The organism is Streptomyces sp. iso_384, assembly GCF_056172905.1.
In genome coordinates this window covers 4,691,338-4,709,277 of record NZ_JBWBTT010000001.1, presented here as the reverse complement: position 1 = coordinate 4,709,277, position 17,940 = coordinate 4,691,338, and the positions used below count along the sequence as shown (strand labels likewise).

At 72.3% G+C, this 17,940-nt stretch carries 19 protein-coding genes and 2 pseudogenes; 13 read left to right on the top strand and 8 right to left on the bottom strand.

Going from position 1 to position 17,940, the window contains the following annotated elements; genetic code table 11:
* Positions 1 to 10: 10 nt before the first annotated feature.
* From AC0VY3_RS21110 to AC0VY3_RS21100, 3 genes are read right to left on the bottom strand one after another with little or no spacing between them, the layout of a single operon-like run.
* Complete coding sequence (locus AC0VY3_RS21110; protein WP_475550290.1) at positions 11 to 1,168, bottom strand: STM4014 family protein; 1,158 nt, start codon at positions 1,166 to 1,168, stop codon at positions 11 to 13.
* A complete protein-coding gene (locus AC0VY3_RS21105; RefSeq protein ID WP_475550289.1) occupies positions 1,149 to 2,108 on the bottom strand; it encodes an STM4015 family protein in 960 nt (319 codons plus the stop codon). The genes AC0VY3_RS21110 and AC0VY3_RS21105 overlap by 20 nt, the downstream gene beginning before the upstream one ends.
* A 12-nt stretch (positions 2,109 to 2,120) precedes the next feature.
* Positions 2,121 to 3,083: an STM4015 family protein gene (locus AC0VY3_RS21100; protein WP_103508698.1), complete on the bottom strand. Its 963-nt coding sequence runs from the start codon at positions 3,081 to 3,083 to the stop codon at positions 2,121 to 2,123.
* Between the two features lie 174 nt (positions 3,084 to 3,257).
* On the opposite strand from AC0VY3_RS21100, the gene AC0VY3_RS21095 reads away from it, so the two are divergent.
* Both AC0VY3_RS21095 and AC0VY3_RS21090 read left to right on the top strand, forming a co-directional pair.
* Entirely contained in the window at positions 3,258 to 3,584 is a 327-nt protein-coding gene (locus AC0VY3_RS21095) for a hypothetical protein (protein WP_030076453.1), read from the top strand.
* Positions 3,585 to 3,743: 159 nt separating this feature from the next.
* Positions 3,744 to 4,745 carry a DUF6745 domain-containing protein gene (locus tag AC0VY3_RS21090; RefSeq protein WP_103508697.1) on the top strand — a complete coding sequence of 334 codons (1,002 nt, stop codon included), beginning with the start codon at positions 3,744 to 3,746 and terminating at the stop codon, positions 4,743 to 4,745.
* A 12-nt stretch (positions 4,746 to 4,757) separates the two neighbouring features.
* Here AC0VY3_RS21090 and AC0VY3_RS21085 read toward each other — a convergent pair whose 3' ends face one another.
* The gene (locus AC0VY3_RS21085; protein WP_103508696.1) at positions 4,758 to 5,399 is read right to left on the bottom strand and encodes a TetR family transcriptional regulator C-terminal domain-containing protein; all 642 of its coding nucleotides are present in this window, start codon (positions 5,397 to 5,399) and stop codon (positions 4,758 to 4,760) included.
* A gap of 115 nt (positions 5,400 to 5,514) precedes the next feature.
* On the opposite strand from AC0VY3_RS21085, the gene AC0VY3_RS21080 reads away from it, so the two are divergent.
* Positions 5,515 to 5,955 (top strand): PPOX class F420-dependent oxidoreductase, encoded by a 441-nt coding sequence (locus AC0VY3_RS21080; RefSeq protein ID WP_103508695.1) that lies wholly within the window; start codon positions 5,515 to 5,517, stop codon positions 5,953 to 5,955.
* A gap of 102 nt (positions 5,956 to 6,057) precedes the next feature.
* Entirely contained in the window at positions 6,058 to 7,275 is a 1,218-nt protein-coding gene (locus AC0VY3_RS21075; RefSeq protein ID WP_475550288.1) for an MBL fold metallo-hydrolase, read from the top strand.
* Positions 7,276 to 7,337: 62 nt separating this feature from the next.
* Here AC0VY3_RS21075 and AC0VY3_RS21070 read toward each other — a convergent pair.
* Positions 7,338 to 8,104, bottom strand: a pseudogene (locus AC0VY3_RS21070) (MerR family transcriptional regulator).
* 171 nt (positions 8,105 to 8,275) lie between these two features.
* A complete protein-coding gene (locus AC0VY3_RS21065) occupies positions 8,276 to 8,773 on the bottom strand; it encodes a hypothetical protein (protein WP_475550287.1) in 498 nt (165 codons plus the stop codon).
* Positions 8,774 to 8,837: 64 nt separating this feature from the next.
* Here AC0VY3_RS21065 and AC0VY3_RS21060 point away from each other — a divergent pair, with 64 nt between their 5' ends.
* The 4 genes and pseudogenes from AC0VY3_RS21060 to AC0VY3_RS21045 all read left to right on the top strand — a co-directional run bounded on the left by AC0VY3_RS21060 (position 8,838) and on the right by AC0VY3_RS21045 (position 10,712).
* The gene (locus tag AC0VY3_RS21060) at positions 8,838 to 9,329 is read left to right on the top strand and encodes a hypothetical protein (protein WP_103508691.1); all 492 of its coding nucleotides are present in this window, start codon (positions 8,838 to 8,840) and stop codon (positions 9,327 to 9,329) included.
* Between the two features lie 88 nt (positions 9,330 to 9,417).
* Entirely contained in the window at positions 9,418 to 9,846 is a 429-nt protein-coding gene (locus AC0VY3_RS21055) for a pyridoxamine 5'-phosphate oxidase family protein (RefSeq protein ID WP_103508690.1), read from the top strand.
* A gap of 78 nt (positions 9,847 to 9,924) precedes the next feature.
* Positions 9,925 to 10,146 (top strand): annotated as a pseudogene (locus tag AC0VY3_RS21050) (short-chain dehydrogenase); the annotation flags it as partial.
* A 65-nt stretch (positions 10,147 to 10,211) separates the two neighbouring features.
* Positions 10,212 to 10,712: a nuclear transport factor 2 family protein gene (locus AC0VY3_RS21045; RefSeq protein ID WP_103508689.1), complete on the top strand. Its 501-nt coding sequence runs from the start codon at positions 10,212 to 10,214 to the stop codon at positions 10,710 to 10,712.
* Between the two features lie 73 nt (positions 10,713 to 10,785).
* On the opposite strand, the gene AC0VY3_RS21040 is transcribed toward AC0VY3_RS21045, so the two are convergent.
* Entirely contained in the window at positions 10,786 to 12,231 is a 1,446-nt protein-coding gene (locus AC0VY3_RS21040) for a glyceraldehyde-3-phosphate dehydrogenase (RefSeq protein ID WP_137228475.1), read from the bottom strand.
* 422 nt (positions 12,232 to 12,653) lie between these two features.
* Between AC0VY3_RS21040 and AC0VY3_RS21035 the strand changes: the two genes are divergently transcribed.
* The 5 genes from AC0VY3_RS21035 to AC0VY3_RS21015 are packed head-to-tail and all read left to right on the top strand — an operon-like array spanning position 12,654 to position 16,728.
* Complete coding sequence (locus AC0VY3_RS21035; protein ID WP_475550286.1) at positions 12,654 to 14,732, top strand: sensor histidine kinase; 2,079 nt, start codon at positions 12,654 to 12,656, stop codon at positions 14,730 to 14,732.
* Between the two features lie 5 nt (positions 14,733 to 14,737).
* Entirely contained in the window at positions 14,738 to 15,172 is a 435-nt protein-coding gene (locus AC0VY3_RS21030) for a roadblock/LC7 domain-containing protein (RefSeq protein ID WP_030582309.1), read from the top strand.
* A gap of 2 nt (positions 15,173 to 15,174) precedes the next feature.
* A complete protein-coding gene (locus AC0VY3_RS21025; RefSeq protein WP_030076475.1) occupies positions 15,175 to 15,546 on the top strand; it encodes a DUF742 domain-containing protein in 372 nt (123 codons plus the stop codon).
* Positions 15,524 to 16,147: a GTP-binding protein gene (locus tag AC0VY3_RS21020; protein WP_103510748.1), complete on the top strand. Its 624-nt coding sequence runs from the start codon at positions 15,524 to 15,526 to the stop codon at positions 16,145 to 16,147. The genes AC0VY3_RS21025 and AC0VY3_RS21020 overlap by 23 nt, the downstream gene beginning before the upstream one ends.
* Positions 16,144 to 16,728 carry a GAF domain-containing protein gene (locus AC0VY3_RS21015; RefSeq protein WP_475550285.1) on the top strand — a complete coding sequence of 195 codons (585 nt, stop codon included), beginning with the start codon at positions 16,144 to 16,146 and terminating at the stop codon, positions 16,726 to 16,728. Before AC0VY3_RS21020 ends, AC0VY3_RS21015 begins: the two co-directional genes overlap by 4 nt.
* A gap of 33 nt (positions 16,729 to 16,761) precedes the next feature.
* Here AC0VY3_RS21015 and AC0VY3_RS21010 read toward each other — a convergent pair whose 3' ends face one another.
* Positions 16,762 to 17,784, bottom strand: coding sequence for a LacI family DNA-binding transcriptional regulator (locus tag AC0VY3_RS21010; RefSeq protein WP_103510750.1), 1,023 nt, complete (start codon positions 17,782 to 17,784; stop codon positions 16,762 to 16,764).
* Positions 17,785 to 17,940 lie beyond the last annotated feature (156 nt).

The following is a 17,940-nucleotide window of genomic DNA, read 5'->3' as shown; positions in this document are numbered from 1 at the left end:
CGCGGTGGGATCAGGAAGCGGTGACGGCACGGTGGTTCCTTGCTCGGTCCAGTACGGCGGCGACCTGCGCCGCATAGGTGTCCAGGCCCTCGGCGCCGCTGCCCGGCAGACCGGTCAGTCCGGGCAGCAGATCGCCGAAGGCGTTGACCTCGCCGACGGCGAAGCGCCGCCAGCCGGCCGTGGGCAGCAGATCGACGCCCACACAGAGCGTCCCGGGGAAGCAGGCCGCGGCCCGCTCGCACATCGCCAGCGCCTCGCGCCAGGAGCCGCCCGCCGCCGCCACGGCGGCCCGGACCTCGCCCAGGTCACCGCGCGCGCCGCCGAGATGCAGATTGGTCATCGGGCTCGTGCTCGTCCGCACCACGGCGTGCGTCGCCCGGCCGCCGGTCACCACGATCCGTAGATCCGCGGCGCGCCCCCGCTGGGACGCCTTCGGCAGCCAGCGCTCGATGTGCAGCCCGTCCGGGGCCAGCGCGTCCACGATCGCGCCGACCTCCCGCTCCGAGGTGTAGCGCCGCACCCGGAGCGAGTTGAACAGCCGCCCCGACGCGTCCCGCTCCACCGAGGTGGTGGCCCGGGCCCGGCCGGGGCCCGCCGTCTCCACCGCCAGCACCCCGGAGGCGGAGGAGCCGTGCGCGAGCTTCACGAACGCCCGGGGCATCCGGTGCTCGCGCAGCGCCTCCCGTACGTCGGACCAGCCGCGCACCGGCGCCGCCCCGGGACCGGACGTCGGCGAGGCGGGCACGGAGATCCCCGCCCGGTCCAGCAGCCCGTGGCACAGCCGCTTGTCGAAGAGCACGGCGATGTCACCGGGGGAGCCCAGCACCTCGGAGCCCGCGGCCGTGGCCGCGCTCGCCACCGCTTCCACTGCGGCGGTGAACCGTGCGTACCACCGGGCCGAACCCTCCACCCGGGTCGGGTCGTCGACCCCGCGGAGCAGCCGTTCCACTTCGGCGTCCTCACCGGGCGAATCGATCCGCACGCTCTCGCCGGGCCCGAACAAAGCCTCGCCGCGCAGCACCTGGAGCCAGGACACGACCCGGGCCGCCGGGAGGCCGGCGGTGCGCACGGCCTCCTGGAAGAAGGCGACGCGGCGGTTGTCCGGATTGCCGACGACCGCGAAGCGCGGCAGCGGGCCGCCGCCGGGGCTATTCACTGACCGCGACATAGCGCTCCGGTTCGTCGTCCTCGTCGTCCGGGTCCGCCCAGTCCTCCTCGGCCTCGCCGCCCTCGACCACGGCCGGGGCACAGGCGGCCCGGATGCGGTCCAGCACCGGGCCGGAGAGGTAGTGGTGGCGCAGGTCGAGCGTGGCCAGATGGTTCAGGGGCTGCCCGTTGAGCAGGGCCTCGCCGCCCGTGTCGCTCAGGGTGCCCATGGACAGCGCCAGGGTCTCCAACTGGGCGACGACGGGTGCGGAACCCACCGCGGTGGCGATCTCGTCCTGGAACTCGCTGTTCTGCAGCCCCAGATGGCGCAGCCGGGGGAACACACCGCCCGACAGGACCGGCCGGATGTCCTCGGCCGTCGCGTCGCCGCCGTACCATGAACTGCCGAACCACAGATCCAGCCGCTCCAGCGCGGGCAGCTCGCTCGCGGCGAGGGCCCGCACCAGCCGGCCGGGCAGCCCGCCGGACTCGAAGCGCAGCGACTTCAGCGACGTATGACGCAGCGGGTGCAGCCCGAGCCCTTCCTGGCCGCAGCCGCGCACGGCGAACTCCTCCAGCGACGGCAGCGCTTCGAGCACCGGGGTGACGTCGCACATGCGCAGCCAGGACACCTCGCACTCCTCGCTCACCACATCGGCGAGGAAGAGCCCGCGCAGCGCCGGGAAGAGCGGCGCGTCGTCGACGAGCACCTCCATCACCTCGGCGAACGGCGTGTAGTCCCCACGCCACCAGGGGCCGATGACGAGCGCCCGGACCTGCTCCGTGTCCACCATGTCCTTGAACTGGTCCCACAGGGTGGCGAAGTCGGTCTCCTCGTCGTACGCGCACTCCAGCCGCCAGGCGACGGAGCCGGCGGCGGGCAGGGCACCGGACGAGGGCACGGGGGTGTGCACCGGCAGCCCGTGGAAGCGGTCGAAATGGCTGATTCCGAGGTACGTCACGACATCCTGCCCCTACTCCGAGACGGCGGTGTAGCGGCCCTCGACGCCACGGTCACCCCAGGGCTCGCACTTCTCGGAGAGATCGACGCGCACCCCGTGCGGCTCCAGGGCGGAACGGACCCGCTCCTCCATGGCATCGCTGAGGAAGTGGTGGTGCAGATCGAGGGCTTCCAGATGGGTCAGCGGCTGCCCTTCCAGCAGAGCGGCCGCCCCCTCGTCGCCCAGCGTGCCGTTCGAGAGGTCGAGCACCCGCAGCTGGGCGACGACCGGAGCGGAGGCGACGGCCGCGGCGATCTCGTTCTGGATCTCGCTGTTGCGCAGGCCCAGGTGGTTCAGCCGGGGAAAGCGGGTGCCGGAGAGCAGCGGAGCGAGGTCGGCGACATCGGTGTCGCCCTCGTAGGCCGACACCCCGAGCCAGAGGTCCAGCCGCTCCAGCGCGGGCAGTTCGCTGTCCAGCACACCGCGCACCACGTCGACGGGCAGCCCGCCCGCCTGGACGGTCAGCGCCCGTAGCCGCTCGTGCTTCGTCGGCGGGAACAGCAGCTCCGAGCCGCCGCGCACCCCGAGCTCCGTCAGTGCGGGGAAGGCCGCCAGCAGCGCCGTCACATCCGACTGCTGGATCCAGGTGATCTCGGCCTCCTCCGCCTCCAGATCCCCGATGAACACCGCCTCCAGCGAGGTCAGCCGGTCGGCGGCGGCGATCAGCAGACCGATCGGCACGGAGGAGTTCTCCTCGTAGGCCTCGCCCCACTGACCGATGATCAGGGCCCGCACTCCGGCCGGGTCGACCGAGTCCAGGAAGTCGGCGAACTCCTCCTCCCAGGGCCGGTCCCGGTCCTCGTCGCCTCCGTACGGATCGACGTGGACGCGCCAGGCCACGGCATCCGCGGCGGGCCGGGAGCCCCCGTCGGTCGCGCGCTGGAAGTCGACGGCCGGAAGGCCGCCGAACTCGTGCAGATGCTGTGCACCGTACATGGCCCTGAGCTCCTGATCCTGGGGACGGCAGTTGTCCGCAAGGTTTATCAAGCCGCACTGACAACGCCGCCGCCGGGACCCGATCCGGGCGTCGGCGGGGCCTGTTGTCAGACCCTGCCCGTAGCGTTTTTCGCAGGGTCGGCACAGCGGGTGCCGCGACGAGGGGAGACGTCTGTGTACCGGCAGGGCGATGTACTGATCATGGAGCTGGACGAGTCGGCGGTGCCCGCCCCCTTCCTGGAGGCCCCGGGTGAACTGCGCGACGGGCGGGGGCGGCTGGTGCTCGCGCTGGGCGAGGTCACCGGGCACGCGCACGCCGTGCAGGGCCCCGGCCGGCTGATCCGGGAGGCGGGGCAGTTCGGCCCGATGCTGCTCCATCTCCCCGAGGGCGGACGGGTGGTGCACGAGGAGCACGCGGTGATCCCGCTTCCCAAGGGCTGGTTCCGCGTCGTGCGGCAGCGGGAGTACGCACCGGGCGCGATCCGCATCGTGGCGGACTGACCGCGCACCACCGGCATGCCTGAGCAGGCACAGCCATACGCGGCACGAGCACGGCCGTGCGGCACGAGCACAGCCATCAGAACGAGCACAGCCTTTCAGTTCCGTACGAGAACAGCTGACGAGACAGCTGACGAGCACAGCAGGGGACGGGGACAACCGATGCAGAACGTGACTTCCTGGCGGAGCGTGGCGGCGGCGACCGGCCGGGCGGACCGGGCGGCGGCCGAGGCCGGTGTGCGCCGCGCTTACCGCACCGCCGGCCTGGCCGAGCCGGAGCGGATCATCTGGGCCGCGTCGCCCCGGGCCGCCGTCGGGATCGTGGAGAAACTGACCGACGCCGGACGGTCGGTGCGTGAGGAGGTCCGCACCCGACCGTGGGCCGCCGAACGCCGCCGGATGTACGACGAGCTGGGCCCGGCCGGCTGGTCGGCGCTCTGGTCCGCAACCGGCGCCCAGCTGTGGGAGACCACGGCCGCGCTCGCCGACCGGATACGGACCGGTGTCGTCGCCGACCTGGCGCCCCGGCCGGAGGACGAGGGGGCCGTGCGGCTGGTGCTTCTGGACGCCGTGCTCGGCCAGCACGACGCCGCCTGGCTCGCCGCCTTCGACGGGCGCGGCGACCGGCTGACGGGCCTCGCGGAAGTGGCCCGCAACGCCGGCTGGTGGTGGCCCTACGAGAGCGCCGTGGTCATCAGCGAGCGGCCCGACGTCCTCCACCGCGACGAGGCGGGCCGGCTCGACCACGGCGAGGGACCGGCCCTCGCGTACGGGGACGGATTCGCCCTGCACGCATGGCGCGGCATGCCCGTTCCGGCCGCGTTCCTCGCCGAGCTGTCCTCGCTCACGCCCGAGCGGATCCGGGCCGAGGAGAACGCGGAGCTGCGCCGCGTGATGCTGGAGTACTACGGCTACGACCGCTATCTCGCCGAGTCGGGCGCCGAGCCCGTCCACCGCGACGAGACGGGCATCCTCTGGCGCATCGCCCTCGACGGCGACGAGGACGTGGTGATGGTCGAGGTGGTCAACTCCACCCCCGAGCCGGACGGCACGTACCGCACGTACTGGCTGCGCGTGCCGCCCGCCACCCGGACCGCGAAGGACGGGGTCGCCTGGACGTTCGGCCTGGAGGGGGCGGCCTACGCACCGGTGCGCCAGACCTGATCCGGGGGCCGGTCAGCCGTCGGCCGACGCGTCCGCGATCGGCGAACCGGTCAGCTCCGAGAGGTCGATGCCCAGCTCGCGGGCGAGCGCCTCGTCGGTCCACCGCAGCATCGTGGCCCGGGAGAGCGGACCGGAGTACGAGGTCGTCTGCACCGCCATCCCGTCCAGCAGGGCGGTCAGCCGCCAGGCCGCCGACCGGGGATCCTCGCACCGGAACTCTCCGGCGGCGGCGCCCTCCTCGATGACCTGGGCCAGCTCCGCCTTCCACCGCTGGTCGAGGTCGCCCGCGACCTCACGGAGGGCGGGGTCGCGCAGGGAGGCCGCCCAGCCCTCGATCCACAACCGCCAGCCCTTGGCCTGCCCCGTCGGCGCGTACCACCGCACAGCCGCCCGCAGCCGTCGTACGGCGGTGGTGCGCCGGGCCAGCAGCTTGCGGAGATGGGCCAGGTCGCCCTCGGCCGCGTACGCGAACGCCGCCGCGACCAGCTTCTCCTTGGTCGAGAAGTGGTAGAGGACGAGCGCGTTGCTCACCCCCAGTACCGAGGCGATGTCGGCGATCCGTACGGACGAGACCCCGCGGACCTCGATCTGCACGACCGCAGCGCGCAGCAGCTCCTCACGCCGCTCCGCCACGTTCAACCGGACTCTAGCCACCGGGCCACCCTAACCAATACGCCAGGTCAGCGACGGTGGGACGGCATCCGGAGGAACCGGCGCGGCGGGCCCGGCGCACCGGAATCCTCCGACCGGCCCGGACGTTGGACCCTGCATGACGCGAATCGAACCGGCACAGGAAGCACTGCTCCGCCTCTTCGGCGAGCACGACGGCGGTGTACTGGTCACGCTGAAGCAGGACGGACGCCCTCAGCTGTCCAACGTCAATCACGCCTACTACCCCGAGGAACAGGTGCTCCGCGTCTCGATCACCGAGGGCCGGGCCAAGACCCGTAACCTGCGGCGCGACCCCCGGGCGAGCTACCACGTCACCAGTGACGACCGCTGGGCCTGGACCGTCGCCGACGCGACCGCCGAGCTGACCCCGCCCGCCGCGGCACCGGACGATGCCACGGTGGAGGCCCTGATCACGCTCTACCGGGACGTCAAGGGCGAGCACCCCGACTGGGACGACTACCGGCGGGCGATGGTCGAGGACCGCAGGGTGCTGCTCACCCTGCACATCGACCATGTCTACGGGCAGCAGCGTGGCTGATACCGCCACCGGCCGGAGCGGCTGCCCCGTTCAGCATCTTCTGGTCGCCCTGTCGTACAGGCCGACCATAATGGGACGACACCGACTCCCTCAGGAGATGTTGTGACCGGCGCTGACTACTTGCTTCCGCTCCGCACGAAACTGCGCTCGATGCGCACCGAGTCCTTCGGGGCCGACCCGGCCGGAGCGCGTATGGAGCGCATCCGCCGCTCGCCCCATTTCGTCGACGGATCGTTCCAGAACCCGGTGGGGGCCCGGATCAGGCCCTCCGGGTCCACCCTCGAATTCGCCAAGATCTACTTCCACAAGGAGCAGCGGGCCCGCCGGATGCCGACGGGCACCGTGCCGGTCCACGCCACGACCCTCGCCGATCTGGCCGCACCGCCCGCCTCCGGGCTCCGGCTGACCTGGATGGGCCATTCCAGCGTGCTGGCCGAGATCGACGGCCGGCGGATCCTGTTCGACCCGGTCTGGGGCGAGCGCTGTTCGCCGTTCCCGTTCGCCGGGCCCAAGCGCCTGCACCCCGCTCCGCTGCCGCTGGCCGCGCTCGGCCCCGTCGACGTCGTCGTGATCTCCCACGACCACTACGATCACCTCGATCTGCCGACGATCCGCGCCCTGGCCGGCACCGACACGGTCTTCGCCGTGCCGCTCGGCGTCGGAGCTCATCTGGAGCGCTGGGGTGTGCCCGCGGCCCGGATGCACGAGCTCGACTGGAACGAGACCGCGACGGTCGCGGGCATCAGCCTCACCGCCACCCCCGCACGCCATTTCTGCGGGCGCGGGCTGCGCAACGGGCAGCACACCCTCTGGGCGTCCTGGGTCGTCGCGGGCCCGGAACACCGGATCTACCACAGCGGGGACACCGGCTATTTCCCCGGCTTCCGGGACATCGGGGCCGAGCACGGGCCCTTCGACGCCACCATGATCCAGATCGGTGCGTACTCGGAGTACTGGCCGGACATCCACATGACCCCGGCCGAAGGCATGCGTGCCCATCTGGACCTCCAGGGCGGCAGCCCGCACGGCGTGCTGCTGCCGATCCACTGGGGCACCTTCAACCTGGCCCCGCACGCCTGGGCGGAGCCGGGCGAGTGGACGAAGGACGCCGGCGAGGACGCCGGGCAGGCGGTGGCGTTCCCCCGGCCGGGCGAACCGTTCGAACCGACCGGAACGCTTCCCGTGGAGCCGTGGTGGCGACCGCTGTCCGCGACGCTCGCCCGTCCGTGGCGCCGCACCGAGGAGCAGGCGGGACCCGGCCCGGGTCCCGGCCCCGAGGCGGCAGCCCGGGGCGATCTGGACCTCGCCGGGGAGCGCTGACCGCTCTCCGGCCCCTGGCCCGGGGCCGCCGCCGGTCCGTCCGGCGGCGGCCCTTCGGCGGCTCAGCCCAGCCGGGACACCGCGTAGACCTCGATCGCGTCCCGCTGGTACTCCGCCAGACCCGGGGCGATGGCCTCGTACGCGGCGCGCCACTGCTCGTTGTCCACGCAGGAGCGCCCGATCGCGCGGTACTCGTCGGCGGACACGGGGTGGGGTGCAGTGCCATGAGCGCCCGGTACTGCGCCCCGATCTCGGCCTGCACGGGCTCCGCGTCGGCCGGCGTGCCCGCGGCCATGTGCTCGGCCAGCCGGATCATCAGCGCCGTGCGCACGCGCTGCCCTGCCTCGGCCTCGGCCGGTGTCGTGGTGGCGGCCAGTCGTCCGGCCTTCTCGTGGAGGCCGGGGAAGTCGCGCAGATTCGCCTCGTACAGCGAGGGATCAATGCCCTCGAACAGGTTCTCCGGTCGGTTGATGGCGGTCATGGGCGTGCCGTCCCTTCTGGACTGTTCCAGTTCGGCGATCGTGCGGGAGACGGTCGCGGCCAGGGTGTCCAGCCGGTCCCGCTCGGCGAGCAGCCGCAGATGGTGTCCGCGCAGGGCCTCCACCGTGTCGACCTGGTCGGCGAGGACCTTGCCGATCTCCGGCAGACCGACGTCCAGCGCGCGCAGTACGAGGATCTGCTGCAGCAGCAGAAGCTGGTGCTCCTCGTAGTGGCGGCGGCCGTTGGAGCCGATCCGGGCCGGCGGCAGCAGACCGATCTCGTCGTAGTGCCGCAGCGTCCGGGCGGTCACCCCCGACATCCGCGCGACCTCGGAGATCGGCCAGTCCATCGCCACTCCTCCACTCCCTTCACGAGCACTCCCTCACAGAGCACTCCTTCACGGAGCACTCGCTCACGAGCGCCTCACAGGGCCGGTTCCTCCGGCCCCGGTCACGACCGTAGAAGCTGCCGCAGCGGCACCTTCAAGTCCGGATCCGCTTCGGATCGACGCCGGTCGGGTTCAGCACCCGCCCTCCTCGACGGCGATGGAGAGGCTGACATCGACACCCGTCAGTCCCGGTTCCGGCTCCGGCGGCGACGCGCTCAGACAGAACGAGGCGTCGACGTTCTCCGCCCTGACCTCGAACAGGTCGACGGAGGGGTTCGCGTCCTCGTCGTAGGGATCGTTCGCCTCCTCCACGTACACCACGCCGCCGGTCGAGGGGCCCTTCCCGCTCTCCTCCAGCGCGTCGCGGATCATGCTCTTGTATCCGCCGGTCCATGAGCCCAGGGTCTGCGGCGTTGACTCCAGCTCCCGGACGGCCACGTTCACGGCGTCGCGCAGCTCGCCCTCGCTCCAGGAGGAACGTGCCTGGAGGTAGTACATGGCCCCGGCGGCGAACAGCAGGGAGCCGATGATGAGGCCCATCCCGATCGGATTTCTCGGGTTGTAGACATAGCGACTCGTTCCCCAGTTCGAGCGGACGAATATCGGCTCGTCGTCATGGCCGCTGCTCATGCCAGGGAGCCTAGTCGCCGCCCGAACGTGCAACGAATGTCGCCCCGTACGCGTCTCATCGTGCATGAACGATCTTCCTGAGAGCCTCGTCAACGGTCTTCCCGATGACCCCGACGACTCCGAGGACGCGCACGTGCGGCCCGGCCCCCTCTGGCGCCATGCGGTGTGGGCCGTGGCCGTCACCGCCGCCGGTGTGGCGCTGGGATGGGTGGGCGCGCTCTTCCGCATCGGGCCGGAGGAGTTCGGTCTGCCGCCCGCCGCTCCGGGACCGCTTTGGCCCTATCTGCTCGCCTGGACCGCGATCGGTCTGGCCCTGGCCGCCGTACTGCGCCTCGTCGCCGCCAAGGTGCCCGTCCACGAACCGGAGACGGCCGCCATCGGCGTGGTCATGATCGGTACGCGGCTGACCCTCGGCTGGCGGCCGGAGCCGCTCGAAGTCGCCGGTCTCGCCGCCGCCGGCCTGCTGCTCGTGGCCGTCTGGTGCGCTGTCGCGCTGCGGGGTGCGGCCGTCGTGCGGCGGACGGAGGAGGCCCCCCGCGCCCAGGGAGCCGCGTAGGACACGCCGACGGCGGGGACCGGGGGACAGGCCCGGCGCGCGGGGCACACTGGTGCAGCCCCGAATCCCCCCTACGAAGGAGCGCGCAGTGGCACTCACCCGTGAAGAGCGCGAAGAGTTCCTCGCCGAACCCCATGTCGCCGCACTCGCCGTCGCGTCGGGGGCCGGTGACCGGGCCCCGCTCAGCGTGCCGATCTGGTACGAGTACGAAGCGGGCGGCGACGTCCGGATCCTCACCGGCCGCACCTCGCGCAAGGCCGAACTGATCGCCGCCGCCGGCCGGTTCACGCTGCTCGTCGACCGGCTCGAGCCGACCATCCGGTACGTCTCCGTCGAGGGACCCGTCGTCGACACCCGCCCCGCCACCCGTGCCGACCTGGAGCAGGTGTCGGCCCGCTACCTCCCGGCCGGGAAAGTCGCCGGTTACGTGGACTTCGCCTGGGAGAACCACGGCGAGCAGGTCGTGATCACCCTGCGCCCCGAACGGTGGGTCAGCTCGGACCTCGGCCAGCTCTGAGCCCCGCCCGCGCGGCGGGGCCCCGCCGCACGTGTGGCGACGCCGACACGGGGGAGGCGTGCCCCATGCACTCCTGGACGCTTGACGACATGCCCGACCTCGGCGGCCGCCCTGCCCGTCCTGTACGCGGCGACGCTGCCGGACGCCCCGGGCGGCTCCTGCTACGGACCAGCCCGGCTCGGCGAGACCCGGGGAGCGCCCGTGCCCGCCCGGAAGTCGAAGCGCGCCCAGGACGCCGTCATGGCGCGGGCGTTGTGGGAGGAGTCGGCCCGGCTGACCGGACTGGACGCCGACGCCGTGCGACGCGTTCCGGGGCCACCGAAAACACCTCGTGCGGCCGCGGCACACGTTGATAGGAAGAGGCGATGGACACCGATGCGCTGAATCCCCCGGAGCTGCCGGGCCCCCTGGAGCGTCTGATCGCCGAGCGCGCCTGCGAACGGCTGGTCGTCGAGTTCGTCCGCACCCTCGATCTGGGTGAACCCGGCGACGTGGCCGAGCTGTTCACCCCCGACGGGGTCTGGGAATGGGCCGAGGGGGACCGGCGGATCGAGGGCCGGGCCGCCCTGCGCGCCTACTTCGGCGGCCGCCCCGCCGACCGGCTCTCGCGCCGGCTGTGCACCAACATCCTGGTGACCCTGACATCCGCCGCGACGGCGACCGCGAGCACGTACTTCACGACGTACCGCGTGGACGGCCACTCCGGCGGCATGCTGCCGCCGCGCCTTCCCGTGCAGGTCGGGCACTACGAGGACACGTTCCGGGTGGTCGACGGCCGGTGGCTCCTCGCCGAGCGGGCGCTGTTCCTCGACTTCGGCGGCCCGACCGAACGGCTGGAACCGGCGGACGCCCGGCGCCGGGCGTAGGCCGGGAGATACGCCGGTGCCCGGCAGGATCCCTGCCGGGCACCGGGCGACGTACCGAACGAGCGTGCCGGGGTCAGACCGCCGGGGCCGGGTAGGTCGGGTACTCCACGCCGGAGACGTGCTGGACGACCCGGATGACCTGGCACGAGTAGCCGAACTCGTTGTCGTACCAGAGGTAGAGGATCGCGTTGTCGCCGTCGACCTTGGTGGCGCCCGCGTCGACGATCGAGGCGTGGCGCGAGCCGATGAAGTCGCTGGAGACCGCGTCGGGCGCGCTGATGAAGTCGATCTGGCGCTTGAGCGGCGAGGCCAGCGAGACGTTGCGGAGGTAGTCGAGGACCTCCTCGCGGGTGGTCTCGCGCTCCAGCCGCAGGCTGAGGATCGCGATCGAGACGTCCGGCACCGGGACACGGATCGAGCTGCCGGTGATCGGCGCGTCGAGGTCGGGCAGCGCCTTCGCGACGGCCGAGGCGGCCCCGGTCTCGGTGATGACCATGTTGAGCGCCGCCGAACGGCCACGACGGTCCGAACCGTGGTAATTGTCCAGCAGGTTCTGGTCGTTGGTGTACGAGTGGACCGTCTCGACGTGCCCGCGCAGCACACCGTACTCGTCCGCCATCGCCTTCAGCGGCGGCACGATCGCGTTGGTCGTGCAGGACGCGCAGGACAGGATCCGCTCGTCCGGCTTGACCGTGTCGTGGTTGACGCCGTGCACGATGTTCGGGACGTCGCCCTTGCCCGGCGCGGTGAGCACGACCTTGGCGATGCCCGGCTGGAGGTGCTTGGAGAGGCCCTCGCGGTCGCGCCACCGGCCGGTGTTGTCGATCAGGATGGCGTCCTTGATGCCGTACGCCGTGTAGTCGACCGTCGTCGGGTCGTCGGAGTAGATCACCTTGATCTCGTTGCCGTTGGCGATGATCTTGCTGTTCGCCTCGTCGACGGTGATCGTTCCCTGGAACTGGCCGTGGATCGAGTCGCGCCGCAGCAGCGAGGCGCGCTTGACGATGTCCTGGCCGGAGCCCTTGCGGACGACGATGGCCCGCAGGCGCAGGCCGTTGCCCGAGCCGGCCTTCTCGATGAGCAGGCGGGCCAGCAGACGGCCGATGCGACCGAAGCCGTAGAGCACCACGTCACGCGACGCACGGCGCTCGATCTTGTTCTCGCCCGTCGCCCCGGCGACGGCCTCGGCGGTGAACTCCTCGACGGAGAGCCCGCGCCCGTCGGCCCGGTACGTCGCGGCCAGCATGCCTATGTCGATCTGGGACGGGCCGAGGTCGAGCGTCGTCAGCGCCCGCAGGAACGGCATCGTCTCGGTGACCGAGAGTTCCTCACCGGCGATCTGCCGGGCGAAGCGGTGGGTCTTGAGGATGCTGACCACCGACTTGTTCACCAGGGAGCGGCTGTGCAGCAGGACATTGACGTCCTGCTCGCGGTGCAGCTTCCCGATGATCGGGATCATCGACTCCGCGATCTCCTCGCGGTGCATCCAGTTGGTGAACGAGTCGTCATTGACAGTCACAAGTTTATCTTTCGAGCTAGGCGGCGCTCATATGGTAACCGGCCCGCCTTCCGCCCCTTCGGGCGGTGCCCTGCCTGCGGGTAAACCCGGAATCGGCGCCCCTTGTGCGGCCTCGCCGCATGCGATGTGTCCAGCATGTGGGCAGCCGTCGGTCGCGCGGGGCGATTCGGGGTCAACGCGGCGCAATCGGGCGCGCGTGCGAGCTGTCATACCAGAGTGGGACGGATGGCGGGCAAGTTCGACAACTGCCCGTCGCGCATACGTCATTGACGACTACCGTGTGTGCCCGGTGATCAACGGTGGGCTCATAACGTTCGGGCCTGGCCGACCGATGACCCGAGCCTGACCGACCACCGTAGGGGCCACCTGATGGACGCCGGCACGACCGCCGATCCCCGGTGCCCCCTGTACCTAGGACGCTGATGTCTCAACTTCGCGCACCTGACGCGCGACCGGACCGCCGTGAGGGCGGGCGGCACGGCCGCCCCGGTACGCGCGCCCACTCGGCCACGAGCAGGCCGCGCGCCGCAGGGCCTTCCCCCGACGCCCGCATACGTCCCCAGCTGCTGCGGACCGCGCTGCTCCCGGCCATCGCCGCGGTGCTCAGCGGAGCCGCCGCTGTCATCTTCACCGTCCGCGCCGGAGCCGTCGCCTCCTCGCCCAGCCTCTGGGCGGCGCTCGGCGGATCGGCCGCCCTGGCCGTCGCCGCCGTCGCGGCCGCCTACCTCGGAGCCAACCGGGTGGCCGGCCAGGTGCTCGACCGGGCCCTCACGCTCCGCCGGGCCAGCGCCCAGGGCCAGGCCGAGCTTCAACGGGTGATGGAACAGCTCCGCAACGGCGAAACCGTCGCCGCCCGGCGGCCCTCGGAACCGGCAGCGCCCGGGGCCGACGCCTTCGATCTGCTCGGACAGGAGATGGCGCGGGCCCAGGACGCCGCCGTCACCGCCGTCGTCCAGGCCTCCCAGCTCTTCAGCAGCGCAGGCAACGAACAGAAGGTCGAGGTCTTCGTCAACCTCGCGCGGCGGCTGCAATCCCTCGTCCACCGCGAGATCCAGATCCTCGACGAGCTGGAACACGAGGTCGAGGACCCCGACCTCCTCAAGGGCCTCTTCCACGTCGACCATCTCGCCACCCGGATCCGCCGCCACGCGGAGAACCTCGCCGTGCTCGGCGGGGCCGTCTCCCGGCGGCAGTGGAGCAACCCGGTCACCATGACCGAGGTGCTCCGCTCGGCCATCGCCGAGGTCGAGCAGTACCCCCGGGTCAAGCTGGTCCCGCCGATGGACGGCACCCTGCGCGGCCACGCCGTCGCCGACGTGATCCACCTGCTGGCCGAACTGGTCGAGAACGCCACGGTCTTCTCCGCCCCGCACACCCAGGTGCTGCTGCGCGTCCAGCACGTCACCGCCGGACTGGCCCTGGAGGTGGAGGACCGCGGCCTCGGGATGCCGGACCACGAGCAGAAGCGGATGAACGCCCTGCTCTCCGACCCCGACCAGGTCAACGTCGCCCACCTGCTCCAGGACGGCCGGATCGGCCTGTTCGTCGTCTCGGCCCTGGCCCGCCGCCACGGCATCGCCGTCCGCCTCCAGAGCAACATCTACGGCGGTACGCAGGCGGTGCTGGTCCTCCCGCAGTCGCTGCTCGGCACCGACCCGGACGCCCCGCCGTCGCCCGACGCCGTGCCCGTACCGCCGCCCGGCGCCGTGCACCGGCCGCCCGTCGAGGCCGGGAACGGAAGCGGGAGCGGAACGCCCCGGCCGGCGGCCCAGGTACCTGCGGCCGGCCCGCCCCAGGCGCCCGTCTCCGGGCAGAACGGCCGGCGGCGACCGCCCGAGGGCGAGGCCCCGCCCCTCCCGCTGCGCGCCGAGCGCATCGACCGCCCCGCCCCGCCCGCCTCCCCGCCCGAGCGCGACCACCGGCCCGAACCGGCGGCGGTCCACGAGCGCGACGACCGCCCGGCTCCGTCCCCGGCCCGGCCCGAGCTGCCCAAGCGGACGAACCAGGAAAGCCTCGTACCGCAGCTGCGCGAGGCGCCCGCCCCGCGCGTCGAGGACGAGCACGCCCTGCACGACCCGGGTCTCATGGCCGCCTTCCGGCGCGGCGTCGACCTCGCCGAGGCCCAGACCGCCGAGGAGGAGGGCCCCGACGGCGGCTACGGAAACCACGGCGGCACGGGCACCGGGGGCCAGACCGCGCTCGACGCCCCCCTGGAGTCGCTCTCGCCCCTTCCCGTACGCGGAGCCACCGCCCCGCCCGGCCGCCCCGGTCCGGCCCGGACGCCCCTGCCGGACCAGGCGCTGCCCGCGGCCGGCCTGCCCGTACCGGACAGCTATCCGCCCGACGCGTACCCGCACGACACCTCGGCGCACCGGCCCGGCGGCCAGGCCGAGGGCGCCCGCGGCCGCGCGGCGGGCGAGGCCGGAGCGTTCACGGCCGAGTCCTTCCTGCCCGGCCGGGCCGTCCCGGAACCCCGTAAAGACACCACCTTCAAGGAGTAGACACCATGACGAGCGATATGCCGTCCGGCCAGGTCTCGGACCTGGACTGGCTGCTGAGCGGGCTGGTCCAACGCGTGCCCTACACCCGCAGCGCGGTCCTGCTCTCCGCCGACGGGCTGGTGAAATCCGTGCACGGCATGGACCCCGACAGCGCCGACCACATGGCAGCCCTCGCCGCCGGTCTGTACTCGCTGGGCCGCAGCGCCGGGGCCCGCTTCGGTGACAACGGGGACGTCAGGCAGGTGGTCGTCGAGCTGGATTCCACGCTGCTGTTCGTCTCCACCGCCGGATCCGGCACCTGTCTCGCGGTCCTCTCCGGGCGCGAGGCGGACGCCGCGGTGCTCGGCTACGAGATGGCGATGCTGGTCAAGAGTGTCCGTCCCTATCTGACGACCCCGCTCCGGCAGCCGGCCGGGGCGCCGTTCACCCCGGGGATCTGAGGATGCCGGCCCCGCAGGACGGGCCCCTGCTCGACGACGCGGCCGGCCGGCTGATCCGCCCGTACACGATCAGCAACGGCCGCACCCGGCCGTCCACCGCGTTCGACCTGCTGTCCCTGATCATGGCCACGGGCATCGAGCCGGACATTCCGCTCGGCCCCGAGCACACCGTGGCCCTCGGCCTGTGCGAAGGGCCGATGTCCGTCGCCGAGATCGCCGCACACCTCCGGCTGCCCGCGGTCGTCGCCAAGGTCATCCTCTCCGACCTGGTCGCCTGCGGCGCCGTCACCGCGCACGCTCCCGCTTTCCATGACATGCCCACCGACCGATCCCTGCTGGAGGCAGTGCTCGATGGTTTACGACGACAGCTCTGACCGCACCGGAACCTCCGAGTTCTTTCCCGTCGCCCTCAAGGTCCTGGTCGCCGGCGGATTCGGCGTCGGCAAGACGACGTTCGTGGGAGCGGTCAGCGAGATCGCCCCGCTGTCCACCGAGGAACTGCTCACCCAGGTCAGTGTGGGGACGGACAACCTGGACGGCGTGGAGGCCAAGACGGCCACCACCGTCGCCATGGACTTCGGCCGCATCACCCTCTCCGAGCAGCATGTGCTCTATCTGTTCGGCACACCGGGCCAGGAGCGCTTCTGGTTCATGTGGGACGAGCTCTCCCAGGGCGCGCTCGGAGCCGTGGTGCTGGCCGACACCCGACGCCTCGCCGAATGCTTCGCCGCGGTGGACTTCTTCGAACGGCGCGGCATCGGATTCATCGTCGCCGTCAACGAGTTCGACGGCGCCTACCGCTACGAACCGGACGAGGTCCGCGCCGCGCTCGACCTCGGGCCCGAGGTGCCCGTCGTCCTGTGCGACGCCCGGATCGCCAGCTCCGGCACGGGCGCCCTCGTCACCCTCGTACAGCACCTCATCAACGCCACCACGGCCCCCGCACCGCTGCAGACCTTCGGAGCCCACCCGTGACATCCTTCGCCACCGGCCGGATGCTGCTGACGCCCACCGACCGGCACGGCCCGGCCCGCGCACAGCGGCTGCGCAAGCTGGATCTCGGGGAACGCCCCGACGCCTCCTACGACAACTTCGACGCCTTCGCCGACAAGGTGGCCGAAGTGACCGCCACGCCCTTCTCGATGGTCAACTTCATCGACGAGAACCGGCAGTTCTTCGCCGGACTGCACACCCCGGCGGGCAACCGCGGTGGGCAGGACCTCGGTTCGGCGGCGGCGGGCAGCAGCCGCAGCAGCCGGTACCTGGCCCGCGACCACGGCTACTGCCCGCACGTCCTCGTCCGGCGCAAGGCCCTCGTCCTGGACGACGTCTGCGACTACCCGCGGTTCGCGGGCAATCCGGTGGTGGACGACATAGGCATCCGCTCCTATCTCGGGGCGCCGCTGATCGACCGCACCGGCATCGCGCTGGGCACCGTCTGTGCCGTCGACATCGTGCCGCGCCCCTGGGGGCGAGCCGGGCTCGACACCATCAAGTCGCTCGCCCATGAACTCGTCCGCCAGATCGACGACCGGGAGGGCCACCACCCGCTCTGACTCCGACCGCTCCCCGCAGCCGGCAAGGGCCGCTCAACTCCCGGGCGGCGCACCGGTGCTGCCCCGCAGGACCACATTCCCCTCGATCCGCAGCACCCGGGAACGCCCCGCTCCCGACGGTGTCCGCAACGCGAGGGCGATCACCTGCTCGCCCATCTCGGTGAGCGGCAGCGCCACCGTGGTCAGCGGCGGCGACACCTCCCGTACGACGGGGATGTCGTCGAACCCCGCGAGCGACATGTCCTCGGGCACGCGTATGCCGGCCTCCCGCAGCGCGGCGAGCGCGCCGACCGCCATCACATCGGTCACCGCGAACAGACAGGTCGGCCGCGGCCCCCCGGCGGCCAGCAACTGCCGCGCCGCCGCGTGTCCGCCCTCCCGGGTGAACGCGCCCCGCACCACCCGCTCCAGGGTGATGCCCGCCCCGGCGAGCCCCTCACGGAACCCGGTCAACCGGTCTGCCACCGTGGTCAGTTCGGGCGGACCGCTCAGCACCGCGAACTCCCTGTGCCCCAGCGCCACCAGCGAGGCCGCGAGCGCCGCCGCCCCGGCCCGGTTCTCCGGTTGTACGGTGTCCACCCGCATGGACCGGTGCCGGCTGACCACCGCGACCCGGCCGCCGGCCCGGACATACGGCTCCAGCTCCGCGTCCATCGCCCGCTCCCAGGCCCGGTCCTGGAAGCCGGATCCGATCAGCAGGATGGCCCGCGCGCGCTGGGCCCGCAGCATCGAGACGTACGCGATCTCGCGGGCGGGTTCGCGGAAGGTGGAGGCGAGCATCACCAGGAGGTCCTGTTCGGCGGCCGCGCGCATCACCCCGCCGGCGATGCCCGCGAAGTAGGGGTCGCCGACGTCGTGGCAGATCAGCCCGACCGTACGGTTGCCCTCGGCGCTCGCCAGGGCCTGGGCGTGGGCGTTGGGGATGTAGCCGAGCAGATCGGCCGCCGCGCGGACCCGGCCGCGCAGATCGTCGCGGACCCGGGTGGTGCCGTTCAGCGCCCGGGACGCGGTGGCCAGCGAGACGCCCGCCTCGCGCGCCACCGCGTCGAGCGTCACATGGGCGGCGGGGGCCCGGCGGCGCGTATCGGGGTGGACCGGTGTTTCCCGTTCACTCAACTCGACCCCCAGGGGTGCGGTGGTGGCAGGGCCCCGAAACTTCGGGACGACCTATTGACCGTGCGAGGGAGCAGTCATTAGCGTGGCGGCACCTTA

What these genes read in the sequence shown, in the direction of transcription:
- AC0VY3_RS21110 (WP_475550290.1), bottom strand. Translation starts at nt 1,168, where the DNA reads ATGTCGCGGTCAGTGAATAGCCCCGGCGGCGGCCCGCTGCCGCGCTTC.
- AC0VY3_RS21100 (WP_103508698.1), bottom strand. Translation starts at nt 3,083, where the DNA reads ATGTACGGTGCACAGCATCTGCACGAGTTCGGCGGCCTTCCGGCCGTC.
- AC0VY3_RS21090 (WP_103508697.1), top strand. Translation starts at nt 3,744, where the DNA reads ATGCAGAACGTGACTTCCTGGCGGAGCGTGGCGGCGGCGACCGGCCGG.
- AC0VY3_RS21080 (WP_103508695.1), top strand. Translation starts at nt 5,515, where the DNA reads ATGACGCGAATCGAACCGGCACAGGAAGCACTGCTCCGCCTCTTCGGC.
- AC0VY3_RS21065 (WP_475550287.1), bottom strand. Translation starts at nt 8,773, where the DNA reads ATGAGCAGCGGCCATGACGACGAGCCGATATTCGTCCGCTCGAACTGG.
- AC0VY3_RS21060 (WP_103508691.1), top strand. Translation starts at nt 8,838, where the DNA reads ATGAACGATCTTCCTGAGAGCCTCGTCAACGGTCTTCCCGATGACCCC.
- AC0VY3_RS21045 (WP_103508689.1), top strand. Translation starts at nt 10,212, where the DNA reads ATGGACACCGATGCGCTGAATCCCCCGGAGCTGCCGGGCCCCCTGGAG.
- AC0VY3_RS21035 (WP_475550286.1), top strand. Translation starts at nt 12,654, where the DNA reads ATGTCTCAACTTCGCGCACCTGACGCGCGACCGGACCGCCGTGAGGGC.
- AC0VY3_RS21030 (WP_030582309.1), top strand. Translation starts at nt 14,738, where the DNA reads ATGACGAGCGATATGCCGTCCGGCCAGGTCTCGGACCTGGACTGGCTG.
- AC0VY3_RS21025 (WP_030076475.1), top strand. Translation starts at nt 15,175, where the DNA reads ATGCCGGCCCCGCAGGACGGGCCCCTGCTCGACGACGCGGCCGGCCGG.
- AC0VY3_RS21020 (WP_103510748.1), top strand. Translation starts at nt 15,524, where the DNA reads ATGGTTTACGACGACAGCTCTGACCGCACCGGAACCTCCGAGTTCTTT.